The organism is Mycolicibacterium sp. MU0050, assembly GCF_963378085.1.
In the GTDB taxonomy this organism is placed as follows: domain Bacteria; phylum Actinomycetota; class Actinomycetes; order Mycobacteriales; family Mycobacteriaceae; genus Mycobacterium; species Mycobacterium wendilense.
In genome coordinates this window covers 268,688-282,637 of sequence record NZ_OY726395.1, presented here as the reverse complement: position 1 = coordinate 282,637, position 13,950 = coordinate 268,688, and the positions used below count along the sequence as shown (strand labels likewise).

The window sequence follows — 13,950 nt, the reverse complement described above, 5'->3', positions numbered from 1 at the left end:
GGCAGAACCCGACGGCCTAGTCCGAGTCGGCCAGTACGTCCTGTCAACCGCCGCCGCAACCGCACTCATCAACCAAATCGCCGACACCATCGAAAGGAACACCCCATGACCAAACCCGACCGCCAGGCCGCGACACTCTCGGCCCTAGCTCTACTCGAAGCCGAATTCAACGACACCAGAGACCAAACCGCCAACGCCCTGATCTCCGAATCTAGCCACACCGACGCCCTCATGATGCTGTCCGCATCGGTCAGTATGGCGACCATTTTGACCCGCCAGCTCGCCAACGTCCTCGGCGACCAGCCCGAGAACATCCTCGGCGTACTACGCGAATCCATCGAAATCAGCTACCGCGAGGACGACACCGATGAGTGAAACACCCGACACCCCAACCGAAACCACCGAGCCAGTCGACAACGCACAAGCGCCGGACAACACGGCAGATACCGACAACCGGGCCTCCGAAGCCAAGAAGTACCGGCTCCGCGCCCAGGCCGCCGAAGCCGACCGCGACACCCTGCGGACACAGCTCACCGCCATGCAGCGCGCCGAGGTCGAACGCCTCGCCGGCCAGCGCCTCGCCGACGGCGCCGACATCTGGCACGACAACGACGACCTCACCGAACTGCTCGACGACAGCGGAAACGTCGACACCGACCGGGTGACCGAGCGTGTCGCACAGATCCTGACTGCCCGACCCCACTGGCAGAAACCTTCCAGCGCAACCGAATCGACCTCCACTGTCACCAGCCGCGACCGCATCACGGCAGGAAACAACAACACCTTCGCCGACGCCTTCAAGCCGAAGGACAGGCGGTAGAATGATCTGTGCGAGCCCGCTCAGGCAGAAGCCACCGGGCTCGCACAGATCGCCCAGGTGGGCAGCCGCCAGGCCAGCAGGCCAGCGAGCACAAGGCCAAATCACTGCTTCGGCTGCGCTTACCTGAAGGACGACCACAATGGCACAAATCACGACCAGCACCGCCGACTACGCCTGGCGGCCAGATCAGACGTTCTTCCCCGCCCCCGATGTCGTCGCCCCCGCGCTGATCCTGCAAACCAGCACCGTGGCCGGCAGCGTCGACGGAGACCAGCCCGCCGTCCGCGTCGCATTCGTCAAAGACGCCGACAGCGCCGCATACGTCGCCGAAGGCAGCCCAGCCACCGAGGACGACCCCGACCTCGATGAGCTCGAGGTCCGCACCAAGAAGCTGGTGCGCCTGGTCAACCTGTCGTCCGAGCAGTTCCGGCAGACCCAGACCGCCACTCAGGTCGCCGAGTCCGTGGCCCGAGACCTCGTGTCCAAGGCGGACAACTCCTACATCGCAGACGTCGGCGGCCCAACCGGCCTGACCAACGTCTCGAACATCATCAACGGCGGCGAGCTCGGCAACAACCTCGATATCCTCGTTGACCTCATCGCCGAGATCGAATCCAACGGCGGCACCCCGAGTCACATCGTCATGCACCCACAGGCATTCGCCGAGGTGAAGAAACTCAAGACCGAATCCGGAAGCAACGCCAGCCTCGTCGGAGCCGGAGTCACCGACGCCGTGCCGATGCTGCTGTCCCTGCCCGTCCTCAAGAGCCGCTACATCCCCGCCGGCAACGGCCTCGTCGTCGACCGCACCGCCATCGTCAGCGCGGTCGGACCCGTCAGCGTGGCCACCAGCGAGCACGCCCTGTTCGCCTCCGACGGCGTCCAGCTGCGCGCAACCTGGCGCATCGGCTGGGGCGTCACCCGGCCCGACCGCATCGGCAAGTTCACCGTCGACGGCTCGTAAAAGCAACGGCAGTCCTCGGACCGGATGACCGAGGACCAGTCCGGGCGGGTTGATCCTTTCCCCGCCACCGGGCCGCGGTGAGACCTGGTGACCCTCACCGCGGCCCACCCCAAGGGGACCGGGGCACCCTCTACCCCACACTGACGAGCTTCAACGGCCGCGCCCAATCGCGCATCTCTGTACGCTTCCCGGGGAAATCTGGGCCGCCAAACCTGATCGGGAGCTGAATCGTTCCACGGAGGCGGGCGCGACTCCGCCTCAACGATTTTGTCTGCGGACGGGCGTAGCCTCACGCCCTATGGCTGACGTATTGGTACAAGAAGTGTTGGACGCGATGCGCGAGTCGGTCGAGTTTCACGACAGCGGCCTAACCGATATCCAAGTAACTGCGACCTGGTACGCGCTCTGTGCCACGGTCAGGGGTGTTCCTGACGCCCTGTTTGGGCTGCGAAACATGACGGCCGACGCTGGCGAAACACTGCTGACCTTCTACTGGGTTCGGGGAGGCGTGTTCGGCTGCATGGAAGTTCTCAAGCCGGCAGACACAGACTCGTCGGCCCCCGCGACTCGCGGCTGGCTCCGCCCGCTGGCGGGACTGCGCAAGGTTGATGTCGAGGCTGAGGTGTATCAGCCGAGCCGGATGCTCCATTCAGAGCTTGGTGTGAAGTCGAAGATCAGCCTGCACTGGGACGACTCCGGCAAGCCCGCCGTGGTTCTCGATGCGACCGGAAGCATGAACACATCCGCAAGGCCACCGCTAGAGAAGCTGATTGAGCTGGTTCTCGATGGGGTTGCACAGACAGCTCCGTCCGCAGGGCGTCCGCAGTAGATTCATCGACCGCCGCATCGAGCCAACGTCGCCAACCCCCTGAACTGGACTTATTCCAACCATCCAACAGAGCCAATCCTGGCAAACGCCCAGTTCGTGGAGTTCGGGACGAAGAGGTCGTGGGTTCGAATCCCGCCACCCCGACTCGTGTGATCGCAAAAAGAAGGCCCTGGTCCGGTTTCCGGAACGGGGCCTTCTTGGTTGTCGGTTCCCCTCGACGTCCGAGAGGGCTGGTCGAGGCGGCCAGAGTCAGCGAGCCGTCAGCGCCCCACCGGGTCGTCGGCGCCCGAGGCGCCCTTCATGCTGAGGAACACGGCCATGTCGTGGAAGGCCTGCAGCGCCTTCTGCGACCAATCCTCTCTCGGCTCGGGGGTCACCCGCAGCTCCTGGGCCTTCTCGCTGATCACCGGATCCAGGCTGTGCTCGGCGATCAGCGCCAACAGCTGATCGATGCGCCGGTCGATGATCGAGGTCGAATCGCGCGCGTCACCGCGCCACCCATCGCTGAAACTCACCGGCTACCCCCTGAGCCATCCCCACACTTACCCGACATTGTTACCAAGCGGTAAGGGGTTCGCGTGCGGTTCTCCAGAAGATTGTGACTGGCGTTACTAATTGGTCGGTTTTGTAACTCGACTGATGGTTCGCCGCGATCGCTCCCGTAGCGCCCGCCGCGAGAGTCAAAATGAACCGGTGACCACCGTCCGTCTCCACGATCTCCCCACCGTCGACACCGATGTCCTGGTCGTCGGTGCGGGCCCGACGGGCCTGATGGCCGGGTTGGTCCTGCAGCGTCGCGGCGTCGCCGCGGTGGTGGTGGACCACAAGTCCGGGCCGACCCGCGAATCCCGGGCGCTGGCGGTGCACGCCCGCTCGATGGAAATCTACGACCAGCTCGGGCTGGCCGAGACCGTGCTGCACCGCGCCTACCAAGCGACCCGACTACAGGTGGGCGCCTCGCCGCGCAGCCCCGGGCCCGACATCACGCTGCTACAGGTCGGCGCCACCCGCTTTCCCGGCGTCCAGGTCTTCGAGCAGAGCCGCAACGAGGAAGTGCTCAGCACCGCCCTGGTCGCGGGCGGCGGTGACCTCCGTTGGCGACACCGCCTGATCGACTTGGTGGACCACACCGCGCAGGCCGGTGGCCGGGTGGAGGCGCTACTCGAGCACGACGGTGGGCTGCTGCGGGTGCGCGCGCACTGGTGTGTCGGCGCCGACGGTGCGTCCTCGGCCGTCCGACGACAGCTCAACCTGCCCTTCGAGGGCACGACCGACGAAGCGACGTTCTGGGTCGCCGACGTGCACGACGTGCGCGGGGTGCCCGAGGCGGCGGTGAACCTGCGGATCGGCAAGTCGACGTTCGCGGTGATCTTTCCGATGGGTCCGGGCGGTCACACCCGGCTGGTGGCGCTGTCCCACAAGGACCAGGTCTCCCAGGACGAGGCGCTGGCGGCCGCCGACGCCGAGTACGGGCTGACGCACGGCGCGGTGGACTGGTTCTCCACCTACCGGGTGCATCATCGGGTCGCCGCCCGGTTCCGGGCCGGTGCGGTGTTTCTGGCCGGCGACGCGGCGCACGTGCACTCCCCGGTCGGCGGGCAGGGGATGAACACCGGTCTGCAGGACGCCCACAATCTGGCGGTGCTGCTGGCCGACGTGGTCCAGGGCCGCCGGGATGGCGCGGCGCTGGACGGATACGAACGCGAACGCAGGCCGGTGGCACTGACGCTGGTGAACGTCACCGACCGGGCGTTCGGCGTGATCGGACGCCGCAGCCCCGTGCCCGCCCTGCTGCGGCGGGCCATGGCCGTCCTGGGTGCGACGGCGGTTCCGCGGGTCGCGAAGACGCGGCTGGGTGCGCGCCTGGGCGGCTACCTGGGTCAGTACCGGATCCGCTATCGCTACGTCGAGGATCGACCGCGCTGGACACAGGACCCCGTGGTGGGGCGTCGGCTGCCGCCGGTCGGCGACAACCAGCAGGCCCTGCGGACCATGACGTGGCAGCTGCACTGCTACGGCACCGGCAGCCCGGCGCGCCCGGAGCTACCGGACTGGATCGAGGGGCCGCACCACTTCGGTGCCGACGAGCACGGCCGGTTGCGGCGCGACCGCGTCTATCTCGTTCGGCCTGACCAGTTTGTGGCCGCATCGATCCCGTTGCAGGCCAACAACATCGACGAGGCGCAACTACGGCTTGCGATGACTGCCCACCATCTGTCGCTCGGATAGCGTCCCGGCGGTTCCTAGTTGAGTGTCGCGTACGCGGCACCGATCTGGGCGACGTCGCTCGGGCGCAGTTCGCTGACGCCCTGCGCGGGGAGCACCGCGAGGATGGGGGTGTCGACGCCGGCGTGCGCGTACTCGCGGACCCGGTCGGCGATTTCGGCGGGGGTGCCGTACAAGAACAACTCGTCGACCAGGGAGTCGGGTATCGCCTCCAGCGCCCCTTTGCGGTCGCCGTTGTGCCAGCTGGTCCACATTGGTTCCAGCACCGAACCGCGTCCCAGCCACCGATGGAACTCCGCGTACACCGGGACGTTCAGATATGCGGCGATGGTCCGCTTGGCGGTGGCACGCACAGCGGCGACGTCGGTGCTCGGAATGACGAAGAGGCGCGCCACGATTTCGGCGTCGGGAGCGATGTCCCGGACGACACCGGCGACGCGGTGCACATCGGTGGCCGACAACCAATTGACGATCGCGCCGTCGGCGCTTCGGGCCGCCAACCGGAGCATCCCCGGGCGCAGCGCGGCGATCAGCAGCTTCGGCACCCGTTCCGGGACACGCTCGAGCCGAAAACCTTTGATCGAGAAGCTGGCACACTCCATCTCGACCCGCTCACCGGTGAACGCGCGACGCAGGAAGTGCGCGACATCCCGAACTCGCTGATACGGGGCGTGGAACTCCAGCCCGTTCCACTTTTCGACGATCACATCGGAGCTGGAGCCGATTCCGAGCGCGATCGGTGACTGCGCCAGCTCGGCCAGCGCGGCGGCCGACATCGCCAAGAGCGCGGGCCCACGCGTGTACGCGGGCACGATCGCGGTCCCCAGCCGGAATTCGGGGTGGCTCACCGCGGCCGCGGCCAGCGGGGTGAAGGCATCCGAGCCGGCCGCCTCCGCCGACCAGAGGTCGGTGAAACCATGCGGCGCCACCGCATCGAGAATGCCGGCTTGCCTTGCGAGCGTGTCACTTTGGAACGGAACGGTCAGGCCCAGCCTAGCCATGGAGTTCTCTCTTCAGCGGGAGTTGATCCACCACAGAATATGCATTAAAGAATCCCATGCCAACGCCGGTCCCGTCGAGCCCGAGCCGTTGGCCGTTCCGCTCGCGGTCCCGCCTGCCGCGGTCCATGGCGCGCACCTGACCCGATAAGGTCAGCCGTCATGGCCGGTGCCAAGAAGAGCTGGATCGCGCAGCTGCTGCAGTTCGACCGCGACAGGGACACCTTCGTGTCGCCCCAGGCGCAGGTGTTCGGCAACGAGCCGCGGCTGTTCGGCGGTCTCATCGCCGCCCAGGCGCTCGGCGCCGCGGGCGCCACCGTCGACCCGGTCAAACTCCCGCAATCGCTCCACCTGTACTTCGTGCGCGGCGGCGTCTACGGCGTCGCCGTCGAGTTCCAGGTGGAACGCACCCGCGACGGCCGCTCCTTCGACACCCGCCGGGTCACCGCGGTCCAGAACGGCGCGGTGATCCTGGAGATGATCGCGTCGTTTCACCTGCCGGAGCCCGGCGCCGATCGGCATCCCCCGCCGGTCGTCACCGTGGGTCTGGAGGACGCGGTCGCCAAGGACCCCAGCATCGACTTCGCCGACTACTTCGAGATCCGGACCATGCCCGACGACACCTCCGAGTTCGCGATCCCGCCGTTCTGGATCCGCACCCGCGACGAGATCGAGGATGACCCGCTGGTGCGCAGTTGTGTCCTGGCGTTCATGTCGGACTTCGGGCCGGTGCCGGTGGCGCGCCCTCCAGAACTGCCGGCGGACGGGTTCGCCGCCAGCCTGGACCACTCGGTGTGGTTTCACCGCGCTTTCGACCCCCACCAGTGGCATCGCTACGACGTGGACCCGGTCAACAACAGCGACTCCCGCGGCCTGGTGCGGGGCTCGCTCTACAACACCGACCGGACCCTGATCGCCACCACATCCCAGGAGGCACTGTGGCGTTCGTGACACTTCCTCGAAACATTTGCTCGCCACCGCCCGTTCACCGATACTTTCGGTTATGGCCAAGAGGACCGAAGCTGAGCTGCTCTCGGACGTCGAGCGACGGCTGATCGACGAGTTTGCCCAGCTCCCCCCCACCGCTGTTGTCGCGGCCGTCGAGCAAGCTCGGGACCGCTTCTCCGATAGCAAGATCCGCGATTTCGTGCCGCTGCTCGTCGAGCGTCGCGCCTTCGCTGAACTGTCACACGCCGCGGTCTGACCGCGCCCTGACGGTTCCCCCGGCGTTCAGAGTCGATCTTTGACGAACGCCGAGATGCGCGCCCCGTCGGCCTTGCCGCCGGCGATCGCGGTCGCGGCCTTCATCACCTGGCCCATCTGCCGCATCCCGGGCGCCTCCCCGTTGGCCTCCGCCACCTGGGCGATCGCCGTGTTCACCACATTGGCCAGCTCGTCGTCGTTGAGCTGGGTGGGCAGATACTCGTCGATGACGCTGGCTTCGGCGCGCTCGTTGGCAGCCATCTCCCCGCGGCCGTTGCTGACGTAGATCTGCGCGGCCTCCCCCCGCTTCCGGGACTCGCGGGTCAGCACCTTGATCACCTCGTCGTCGGACAACTCGCGCGACTGCTTGCCGGCCACTTCCTCGCTCTGGATTGCGGCCAACACCAGCCGCAAGGTGGCGGTGCGCAGCTTGTCCTGCGCCTTCATCGCGGCGGTCAGGTCGGCGCGCAGGCGGTTCTTCAGCTCAGACATGGCTACGACGCTACGCCGCGGACCCATTTGCTGTGACCGGCATGGCCGCGGCATGCCAGACTGGTCGGAAACGTAGTCGAGCGAACGACAGGGGAAGCGCCGGGTGAGCATGCCGCCGATGGGGCAGGGTTGGCCGCCGCAGTATCCGCAGGGGCCGGCGGCACCCGGGTCCGGCCCGCCACCCGGGTATCCGTCCTACCCGCCGCCCGGCTATACCGCCCCGCTCGGTCCGCCACCCGGACCGCCACCGGGATACGGCGGCCCGCCGCCGCCCGGCTACCCACCGCCTCCCGGCTACCCGCCGCCGGGCTATCCGCCGCAACCGCTGGAGTTGCGCCCCGGCATCATCCCGCTGCGGCCGCTCACCCTCAGCGACATCTACAACGGTGCGGTCGGCTTCATCCGGGCGAACCCCAAGGCCACGCTGGGCCTGACGGCGCTGGTCGTGATCGTCACCCAGGCCATCGCGCTGCTGCTGCAGATCGGCCCCATGCGGGACCTGGCCGACACCGACCCGGAGAGCATCGCCTTCGACGTCGCCGTCATCGACAGCGTGTGGACCGAACTCCCCGGCATGCTGATCAGCGCCCTGGCGGCGATCGTGCTCACCGGCATGCTGACCGTCATCGTGGGTCGGGCCGTCTTCGGCTCCGGCATCACCATCGGCGAAACCTGGCAGCGCATCCGGGACCGGCTTCTGCCGCTGATCGGGGTCACCCTGCTCATCACGCTGGCGGCGATCGCGGTGGTCTTCGTCACCGTCGTGGTCATCGTCGCCGCCACGGCGGCCGGCGGCGGTCTGGCCGGCGCCGCGGTCGGCATTCCGCTCGGGCTGCTCGGCGTCGCGGCCGCGCTGTGGATCTCGGTCGTCACCTCCTTCGCGCCCGCCATCGTGGTGCTGGAGCGCCAGCCCGTGCTGGCCTCGATCGCCCGGTCCTTCGCACTGATCCGACGGGACTTCTGGCGCGTCTTCGGCATCTGGCTGCTCACCCGGGTGGTGACCTACCTGGTGTCGATGGCCGTCGCGGTGCCGTTCATGTTCGCCGCGGCGTTGGGCGGCGCCGTCGTCGGCGACTCCGCGTCATTCCTGATCGCCATGGCGCTGGCCAGCGTCGGCGCCGTGATCGGGCAGATCATCACGACGCCGTTCGCGGCCGGCGTCGTCGTGCTGCTCTACACCGACCGACGCATCCGCGCCGAGGCGTTCGACCTGGTGCTGCGCACCGGTGCGGTGGCCGACCCCGCCAACCCGCAGTCCACCGACCACCTCTGGCTGACCCGGCACTGAGGCTCCTCTGTGGCTGAAGTAGACGTCGACCGCGACACCGCCCACGAGCTCGCCCAGAACGAGCTCAGCAAGCCCATTTATCCGAAACCGACGCTGTCCGAACAACTCAGCGAATGGTTGAACGACGTGATCTACCGCATCGTCGACACCGGGTCGATGGTCCCCGGCGGCTGGTTCACCCTCACCGTGCTGGTGATCCTGGTCGCGGTGGCCGTCGTCGTCGCGGTCCGCGTCGCCCGGAACACCATGCACACCAACCGCAACGGTGACATGGCGCTGTTCGGCACGGCGGAGCTGAGCGCCGCCGCCCACCGCGCGACCGCCGAGCAGTACGCCGCCGCCGGCGATTGGGCGGCGGCCATCCGCCACCGACTCCGCGCGATCGCGCGCCACCTCGAGGAGACCGGCGTTCTGGACGCCGTGCCCGGCCGAACCTCACTGGAACTGGCGCGAGCCGCCGGCACCGCCATGCCCGAGCTGTCCGGTGAATTCATCGACGCCGCAACGGTGTTCAACGATGTGACCTTCGGGGAGCGGCCGGGCACGCCCGAGTCCTATGGGCTGTTGGTCCGGTTGGACGACCACCTGCGCACCCGTCCCGGCGGCCCTCGCGTTCCGGCGCAGGCCGGTGCCGCTCCGACGACGTGGGCGGAGATCCCGTGACCGCCGTGACCGCACCGCGTCCGGCCACGCGCAGCCGCACCTGGCGCTGGGTCGCCCTGGCGGCGGTCGCCGTGATCGTGCTGTCGGTCATCACCGCCTGGCTCACGGCCCCCCGTCTGGGTGGACGCATGGATCCCGCCGCCACCGGCCCCGAGGGCGCCCACGCCCTGGCCACCCTGCTGCGCGAGCAGGGCGTCCGCGTGCAGGTCGCCGAGACCGCCGCCGAAGCGGCCGCGCTGGCCGGCCCCGACGCGCTGCTGATGGTCGCGCAGACCTACTACCTGTGGGACGACGAGTTGCTGGACGCGCTGGCCGACGCGCCCGCCGATCTGCTGCTCATCGCGCCGACGTCGCGAACCCGGGAGGTGCTGGCGCCCGGCATCACCGAGTCGACGGAATCCACCATGGGCGGTGAGCCCAACTGCGCTCTGCGAGAAGCCGTTCGGGCCGGATCGGCCCGACTGGGCCCCACCGTCACCTACGAGGCCGTCGAGGACGGCCCCGACCTGACCCGCTGCTACGACGGCGCGCTGGTGCGTTACGACGACGGGCAGCGCACCGTCACCGTGGTCGGCACCGCCGACTTCATGACCAACTCCACGCTGCTGCGCGAGGGCAACGCCGCGTTGGCGATGAACCTGGCCGGCGTGCACCCGCGGCTGATCTGGTACGCACCGCAACAGCCCGAGGGCGACCACAGCGGCGCCGCGAGCATCACCGATCTGATCCCCGACCGGGTGCACTGGATCGTCTGGCAGCTGTGCCTCGCGGTCGCCCTGGTGGCCCTGTGGAAGGGACGGCGGCTGGGCCCGCTGGTCGCCGAGCGGCTTCCCGTGGTGGTGCGGGCCTCGGAAACGGTGGAGGGCCGCGGCCGGCTCTACCGCTCCCGACGCGCCCGCGCGCAGGCCGCCGACGCACTGCGCACCGCGGCGCTGCAGCGCCTGACCCCGCGGCTGGGCCTGGGCCCCGGCACCGCACCGGCCGCCCTGGTGGCCGCGATCGTGCAGAACACCGCCAAACGCGCACCCGGCCTGGATCCGCAGCTGGTGCAGTACGCGCTGTTCGGTCCGGCGCCGGTCACCGACGAGGATCTGGTACATCTGGCTAACGCCCTCGACGACATCGAAAGGCAGGTCGCACACACGTGACACAGCCCTCCCAGGCACCGCCGGCCTCCGCCGCCGCGGACGCCGCCCGCACTGCGCTGCTGGACCTGCGCGCCGAGATCGCCAAGGCCGTCGTCGGACAGGACGCGGTGGTCAGCGGACTGGTCGTCGCGCTGCTCTGCCGCGGCCACGTCCTGCTCGAGGGCGTGCCCGGGGTCGCCAAGACCCTGTTGGTCCGGGCGCTGGCGGCGGCGCTGCAGCTGGAGTTCAAGCGGGTGCAGTTCACGCCGGACCTGATGCCCGGCGACGTCACCGGTTCCATGATCTACGACGCCCGCACGGCGGCGTTCACCTTCCGGCCCGGCCCGGTGTTCACGAATCTGCTGCTGGCCGACGAGATCAACCGGACGCCGCCGAAGACCCAGGCCGCGCTGCTGGAGGCCATGGAGGAACGTCAGGTCAGCGTCGACGGCGAGGCCCGGCCGCTGCCGGATCCGTTCATCGTCGCGGCCACCCAGAACCCGATCGAGTACGAGGGCACCTACCAGCTGCCCGAGGCACAACTCGACCGCTTCCTGTTGAAGCTCAATGTGCCGTTGCCGCCGCGGGATCAGGAGATCGCCATCCTCACCCGGCATGCCCAGGGTTTCGACCCGCGGGATCTGTCGTCGCTGCGGGCGGTGGCCAGTCCCGCCGACCTCGCCGCCGGGCGGGACGCCGTGCGCGAGGTGTTCGTCGCCGACGAGATCCTCGGCTACATCGTCGACATCGTCGGCACCACCCGGCATTCGCCGGCGCTGCAACTCGGCGTCTCGCCGCGCGGTGCGACGGCCCTGCTGAACACCGCCCGCTCCTGGGCCTGGCTGTCCGGCCGGAACTACGTGACCCCGGACGACGTCAAGGCCATGGCGCGGCCCACCCTGCGGCACCGGGTCGCGCTGCGGCCCGAATCCGAGCTCGAAGGCGCGACCCCCGACGGCGTCCTCGACGGAATCCTGGCCGCCGTCCCGGTCCCGCGCTAGTGGTCCTGACCGGCCGCACCGGCCTGTTGGCGCTGCTGGGAGTGCTTCCCGTCGCGCTGTCTCCCTGGCCGGCAACGGCTTTCGCGATCCTGCTGGCACTGCTGCTGGCCGCCGTCGCCGCCGATCTGGCGTTGGCCGCCAGCCCGCGGGCGCTGACGCTCACGCGCGGCGGCGACAACTCGGCGCGGCTGGGCGAACCGGTGCACGTCGGCCTGCAGATCCACAACCACGGCGCCCGCCGGTTCCGCGGCTGGGTGCGGGACGCCTGGCCGCCCAGTGCTCGCGCCGAACCGACGCGTACGGCGGTGAACATCGCGGCCGGCGAGAACGAACTGGTGCAGACCCGGTTGCGGCCGGTCCGGCGCGGGGACCAGAGCTCGGCGGCGGTGACCGCGCGCTCGCTGGGCCCGCTGGGCCTGGCTGGGCGGCAGCGCTCGCAGCAGGCGCCCTGGACAGTGCGGATTCTGCCGCCGTTCCTGTCCCGCAAGCATCTGCCGTCCCGGCTGGCCAAGCTGCGCGAACTGGACGGCATGGTGCCGGTGCTGATCCGCGGGCAGGGCACCGAATTCGATTCGCTGCGCGAGTATGTCGTCGGCGACGACGTGCGCTCCATCGACTGGCGCGCCACCGCCCGGCGCAACGACGTCGTCGTCCGCACCTGGCGTCCGGAGCGGGACCGACGGGTGGTGATCGTCGTCGACACCGGCCGCACCTCGGCCGGGCGCGTCGGGGTGGATCCGACCGCCGGCGACCCCGGCGGCTGGCCGCGCCTGGACTGGTCGCTGGACGCCGCGCTGCTGTTGGCCGCGCTGGCCACGCGGGCCGGCGACCACGTGGATTTCCTGGCCCACGACCGGGTCAGCCGCGCGGCCGTCGTCGGCGCCTCACGCACCGAGTTGCTGGCGCAGCTGGTGCAGGCGATGGCGCCGCTGGAACCCGCCTTGGTGGAATCCGATTTCACCGCAACGGTTTCCGCAGTGCAGCGCCGGGTGCGCCGGCGGGCGCTGGTGGTGTTGCTGACGGACCTGAACGCCTCGGCGTTGGACGAGGGCCTGCTACCCGTGCTGCCGCAGCTGTCGACCAAGCACCAGGTGATCGTCGCCGCGGTCCGCGATCCACGGGTCGACGAGCTCGCCGCCGGGCGCGCCGATGCCGCGCAGGTGTACGACGCGGCCGCGGCGGAGAAGTCCCGCAACGACCGCGGCGCGTTGGCGGCCCGGCTGCGAAACAGTGGCGTCGAGGTGGTCGACGCCGCACCCGATGACCTGGCTCCCGCGCTGGCCGACCGCTATCTGGCGATGAAGGCCAGCGGCCGGCTCTGAGCTATCTGGTCGGCACGTAGTCCGGGGCGTCGGCGACGTCGCCGGTCTCGCCGGCGGCCACCGCGCGTCGGCCGAAGTAGATGACGTAGGCCAGGAACGCCGCCTCCGCGAGCACCCCGATCGCGATGCGCACCCACGTCGGGAACGGCGAGGGCGTCACCAAGGCCTCGATCAGCCCCGAGATCAGCAGCACCGCGACCAGCCCGATGGCCACCGCCACGACGGCGCGGCCCTGTTCGGCGAGCACCTGGGTTCGGGGCCGGTCCACCGACGAGATCACCGCCCAGCCCAGCCGCATCCCGGCGGCTGCGGCCAGGAACACCGCCGTCAGCTCGAGCAGGCCGTGCGGGGTGAGCAGGCCGAAGAACAGGCCGCCCTTGCCGGCGTCGAACATCAGCCCGCCGGCCACGCCGACGTTGGCGGCGTTCTGAAACAGCACATACGGGATCGGCAGCCCCAGCAGCACCGCGAAGGCGATGCACTGGGCCGCGACCCACGAGTTGTTGACCCAGACCCGCAGCGCGAACGACCCGGCGGGGTTCTCGCTGTAGTACGACTCGAAGTCGTGGTTGACCAATTGCTCGATGTCGCTGGGGGTTCCGATGGTCGCCTGCACCTCGGGGTTGGTCGCCACCCAGACGCCGATGAGCACCGCGACGACGGTGAACCCGACCGCCGAGCCCAGCCACCAGCGCCAGCAGCGGTAGGCCACCACCGGGAACGACACCGTCCAGAAGCGGCGGAACTCGCTCCACAGCGGAGCGTGCGCCCCGGTCACCGCGGAGCGGGCGCGAGCCACCAGCGTCGACAGCCGGCCGACCAGCGCCGAGTCCGAGGAGGCCGAGCGCACCATCGACAGGTGCGTCGAGACGCGCTGGTACAGATCGACCAGTTCGTCGACCTCGGCGCCGGTGAGCTTGTTGCGACGCTTGACCAGGTATTCCAGCCGGTCCCAGGTGGGGCGGTGAGCCACCACGAATGCGTCGACGTCCACTCGGCGAAGTCTAGTAGCGTCGC

Annotated in this window: 16 protein-coding genes; 12 read left to right on the top strand and 4 right to left on the bottom strand. The window is 69.4% G+C overall.

Annotation, left to right across the window (positions count from 1 at the left end):
* Nucleotides 1–105: 105 nt before the first annotated feature.
* The 4 genes from R2K23_RS01385 to R2K23_RS01370 all read left to right on the top strand — a co-directional run bounded on the left by R2K23_RS01385 (nt 106) and on the right by R2K23_RS01370 (nt 2,613).
* Entirely contained in the window at nt 106–375 is a 270-nt protein-coding gene (locus R2K23_RS01385) for a hypothetical protein (protein WP_316513783.1), read from the top strand.
* The gene (locus tag R2K23_RS01380; RefSeq protein WP_316513782.1) at nt 368–820 is read left to right on the top strand and encodes a hypothetical protein; all 453 of its coding nucleotides are present in this window, start codon (nt 368–370) and stop codon (nt 818–820) included. The genes R2K23_RS01385 and R2K23_RS01380 overlap by 8 nt, the downstream gene beginning before the upstream one ends.
* 139 nt (nt 821–959) lie before the next feature.
* Nucleotides 960–1,784: a phage major capsid protein gene (locus R2K23_RS01375; protein WP_316513781.1), complete on the top strand. Its 825-nt coding sequence runs from the start codon at nt 960–962 to the stop codon at nt 1,782–1,784.
* A gap of 298 nt (nt 1,785–2,082) precedes the next feature.
* Nucleotides 2,083–2,613: a hypothetical protein gene (locus R2K23_RS01370; protein ID WP_316513780.1), complete on the top strand. Its 531-nt coding sequence runs from the start codon at nt 2,083–2,085 to the stop codon at nt 2,611–2,613.
* Between the two features lie 260 nt (nt 2,614–2,873).
* Here R2K23_RS01370 and R2K23_RS01365 read toward each other — a convergent pair whose 3' ends face one another.
* Nucleotides 2,874–3,128: a hypothetical protein gene (locus tag R2K23_RS01365; RefSeq protein ID WP_316513779.1), complete on the bottom strand. Its 255-nt coding sequence runs from the start codon at nt 3,126–3,128 to the stop codon at nt 2,874–2,876.
* Nucleotides 3,129–3,306: 178 nt separating this feature from the next.
* On the opposite strand from R2K23_RS01365, the gene R2K23_RS01360 reads away from it, so the two are divergent.
* Nucleotides 3,307–4,842 carry an FAD-dependent oxidoreductase gene (locus R2K23_RS01360; protein ID WP_316513778.1) on the top strand — a complete coding sequence of 512 codons (1,536 nt, stop codon included), beginning with the start codon at nt 3,307–3,309 and terminating at the stop codon, nt 4,840–4,842.
* Nucleotides 4,843–4,856: 14 nt separating this feature from the next.
* Here R2K23_RS01360 and R2K23_RS01355 read toward each other — a convergent pair whose 3' ends face one another.
* Nucleotides 4,857–5,840: an LLM class F420-dependent oxidoreductase gene (locus tag R2K23_RS01355; RefSeq protein ID WP_316513777.1), complete on the bottom strand. Its 984-nt coding sequence runs from the start codon at nt 5,838–5,840 to the stop codon at nt 4,857–4,859.
* Nucleotides 5,841–5,999: 159 nt separating this feature from the next.
* Between R2K23_RS01355 and R2K23_RS01350 the strand changes: the two genes are divergently transcribed.
* Nucleotides 6,000–6,788, top strand: a complete 789-nt coding sequence (locus tag R2K23_RS01350) for an acyl-CoA thioesterase (protein WP_316513776.1) — start codon at nt 6,000–6,002, stop codon at nt 6,786–6,788.
* A gap of 52 nt (nt 6,789–6,840) precedes the next feature.
* A complete protein-coding gene (locus tag R2K23_RS01345; protein ID WP_316513775.1) occupies nt 6,841–7,041 on the top strand; it encodes a three-helix bundle dimerization domain-containing protein in 201 nt (66 codons plus the stop codon).
* A 26-nt stretch (nt 7,042–7,067) separates the two neighbouring features.
* On the opposite strand, the gene R2K23_RS01340 is transcribed toward R2K23_RS01345, so the two are convergent.
* Complete coding sequence (locus tag R2K23_RS01340) at nt 7,068–7,532, bottom strand: GatB/YqeY domain-containing protein (protein ID WP_316513774.1); 465 nt, start codon at nt 7,530–7,532, stop codon at nt 7,068–7,070.
* A 109-nt stretch (nt 7,533–7,641) separates the two neighbouring features.
* On the opposite strand from R2K23_RS01340, the gene R2K23_RS01335 reads away from it, so the two are divergent.
* The 5 genes from R2K23_RS01335 to R2K23_RS01315 are packed head-to-tail and all read left to right on the top strand — an operon-like array spanning nt 7,642 to nt 12,933.
* Nucleotides 7,642–8,820 (top strand): DUF7847 domain-containing protein, encoded by a 1,179-nt coding sequence (locus tag R2K23_RS01335; protein ID WP_316516985.1) that lies wholly within the window; start codon nt 7,642–7,644, stop codon nt 8,818–8,820.
* Nucleotides 8,821–8,829: 9 nt separating this feature from the next.
* Nucleotides 8,830–9,483, top strand: coding sequence for a DUF4129 domain-containing protein (locus tag R2K23_RS01330; RefSeq protein ID WP_316513773.1), 654 nt, complete (start codon nt 8,830–8,832; stop codon nt 9,481–9,483).
* Nucleotides 9,465–10,631: a DUF4350 domain-containing protein gene (locus tag R2K23_RS01325; protein ID WP_396892821.1), complete on the top strand. Its 1,167-nt coding sequence runs from the start codon at nt 9,465–9,467 to the stop codon at nt 10,629–10,631. The genes R2K23_RS01330 and R2K23_RS01325 overlap by 19 nt, the downstream gene beginning before the upstream one ends.
* The gene (locus R2K23_RS01320; RefSeq protein ID WP_316513772.1) at nt 10,628–11,611 is read left to right on the top strand and encodes an AAA family ATPase; all 984 of its coding nucleotides are present in this window, start codon (nt 10,628–10,630) and stop codon (nt 11,609–11,611) included. Before R2K23_RS01325 ends, R2K23_RS01320 begins: the two co-directional genes overlap by 4 nt.
* Nucleotides 11,611–12,933 carry a DUF58 domain-containing protein gene (locus tag R2K23_RS01315; RefSeq protein ID WP_316513771.1) on the top strand — a complete coding sequence of 441 codons (1,323 nt, stop codon included), beginning with the start codon at nt 11,611–11,613 and terminating at the stop codon, nt 12,931–12,933. The genes R2K23_RS01320 and R2K23_RS01315 overlap by 1 nt, the downstream gene beginning before the upstream one ends.
* A gap of 1 nt (nt 12,934) precedes the next feature.
* Here the strand turns inward: R2K23_RS01315 and R2K23_RS01310 are convergent, their stop codons facing one another.
* Nucleotides 12,935–13,927: a stage II sporulation protein M gene (locus R2K23_RS01310; RefSeq protein ID WP_316513769.1), complete on the bottom strand. Its 993-nt coding sequence runs from the start codon at nt 13,925–13,927 to the stop codon at nt 12,935–12,937.
* Nucleotides 13,928–13,950: the final 23 nt, after the last annotated feature.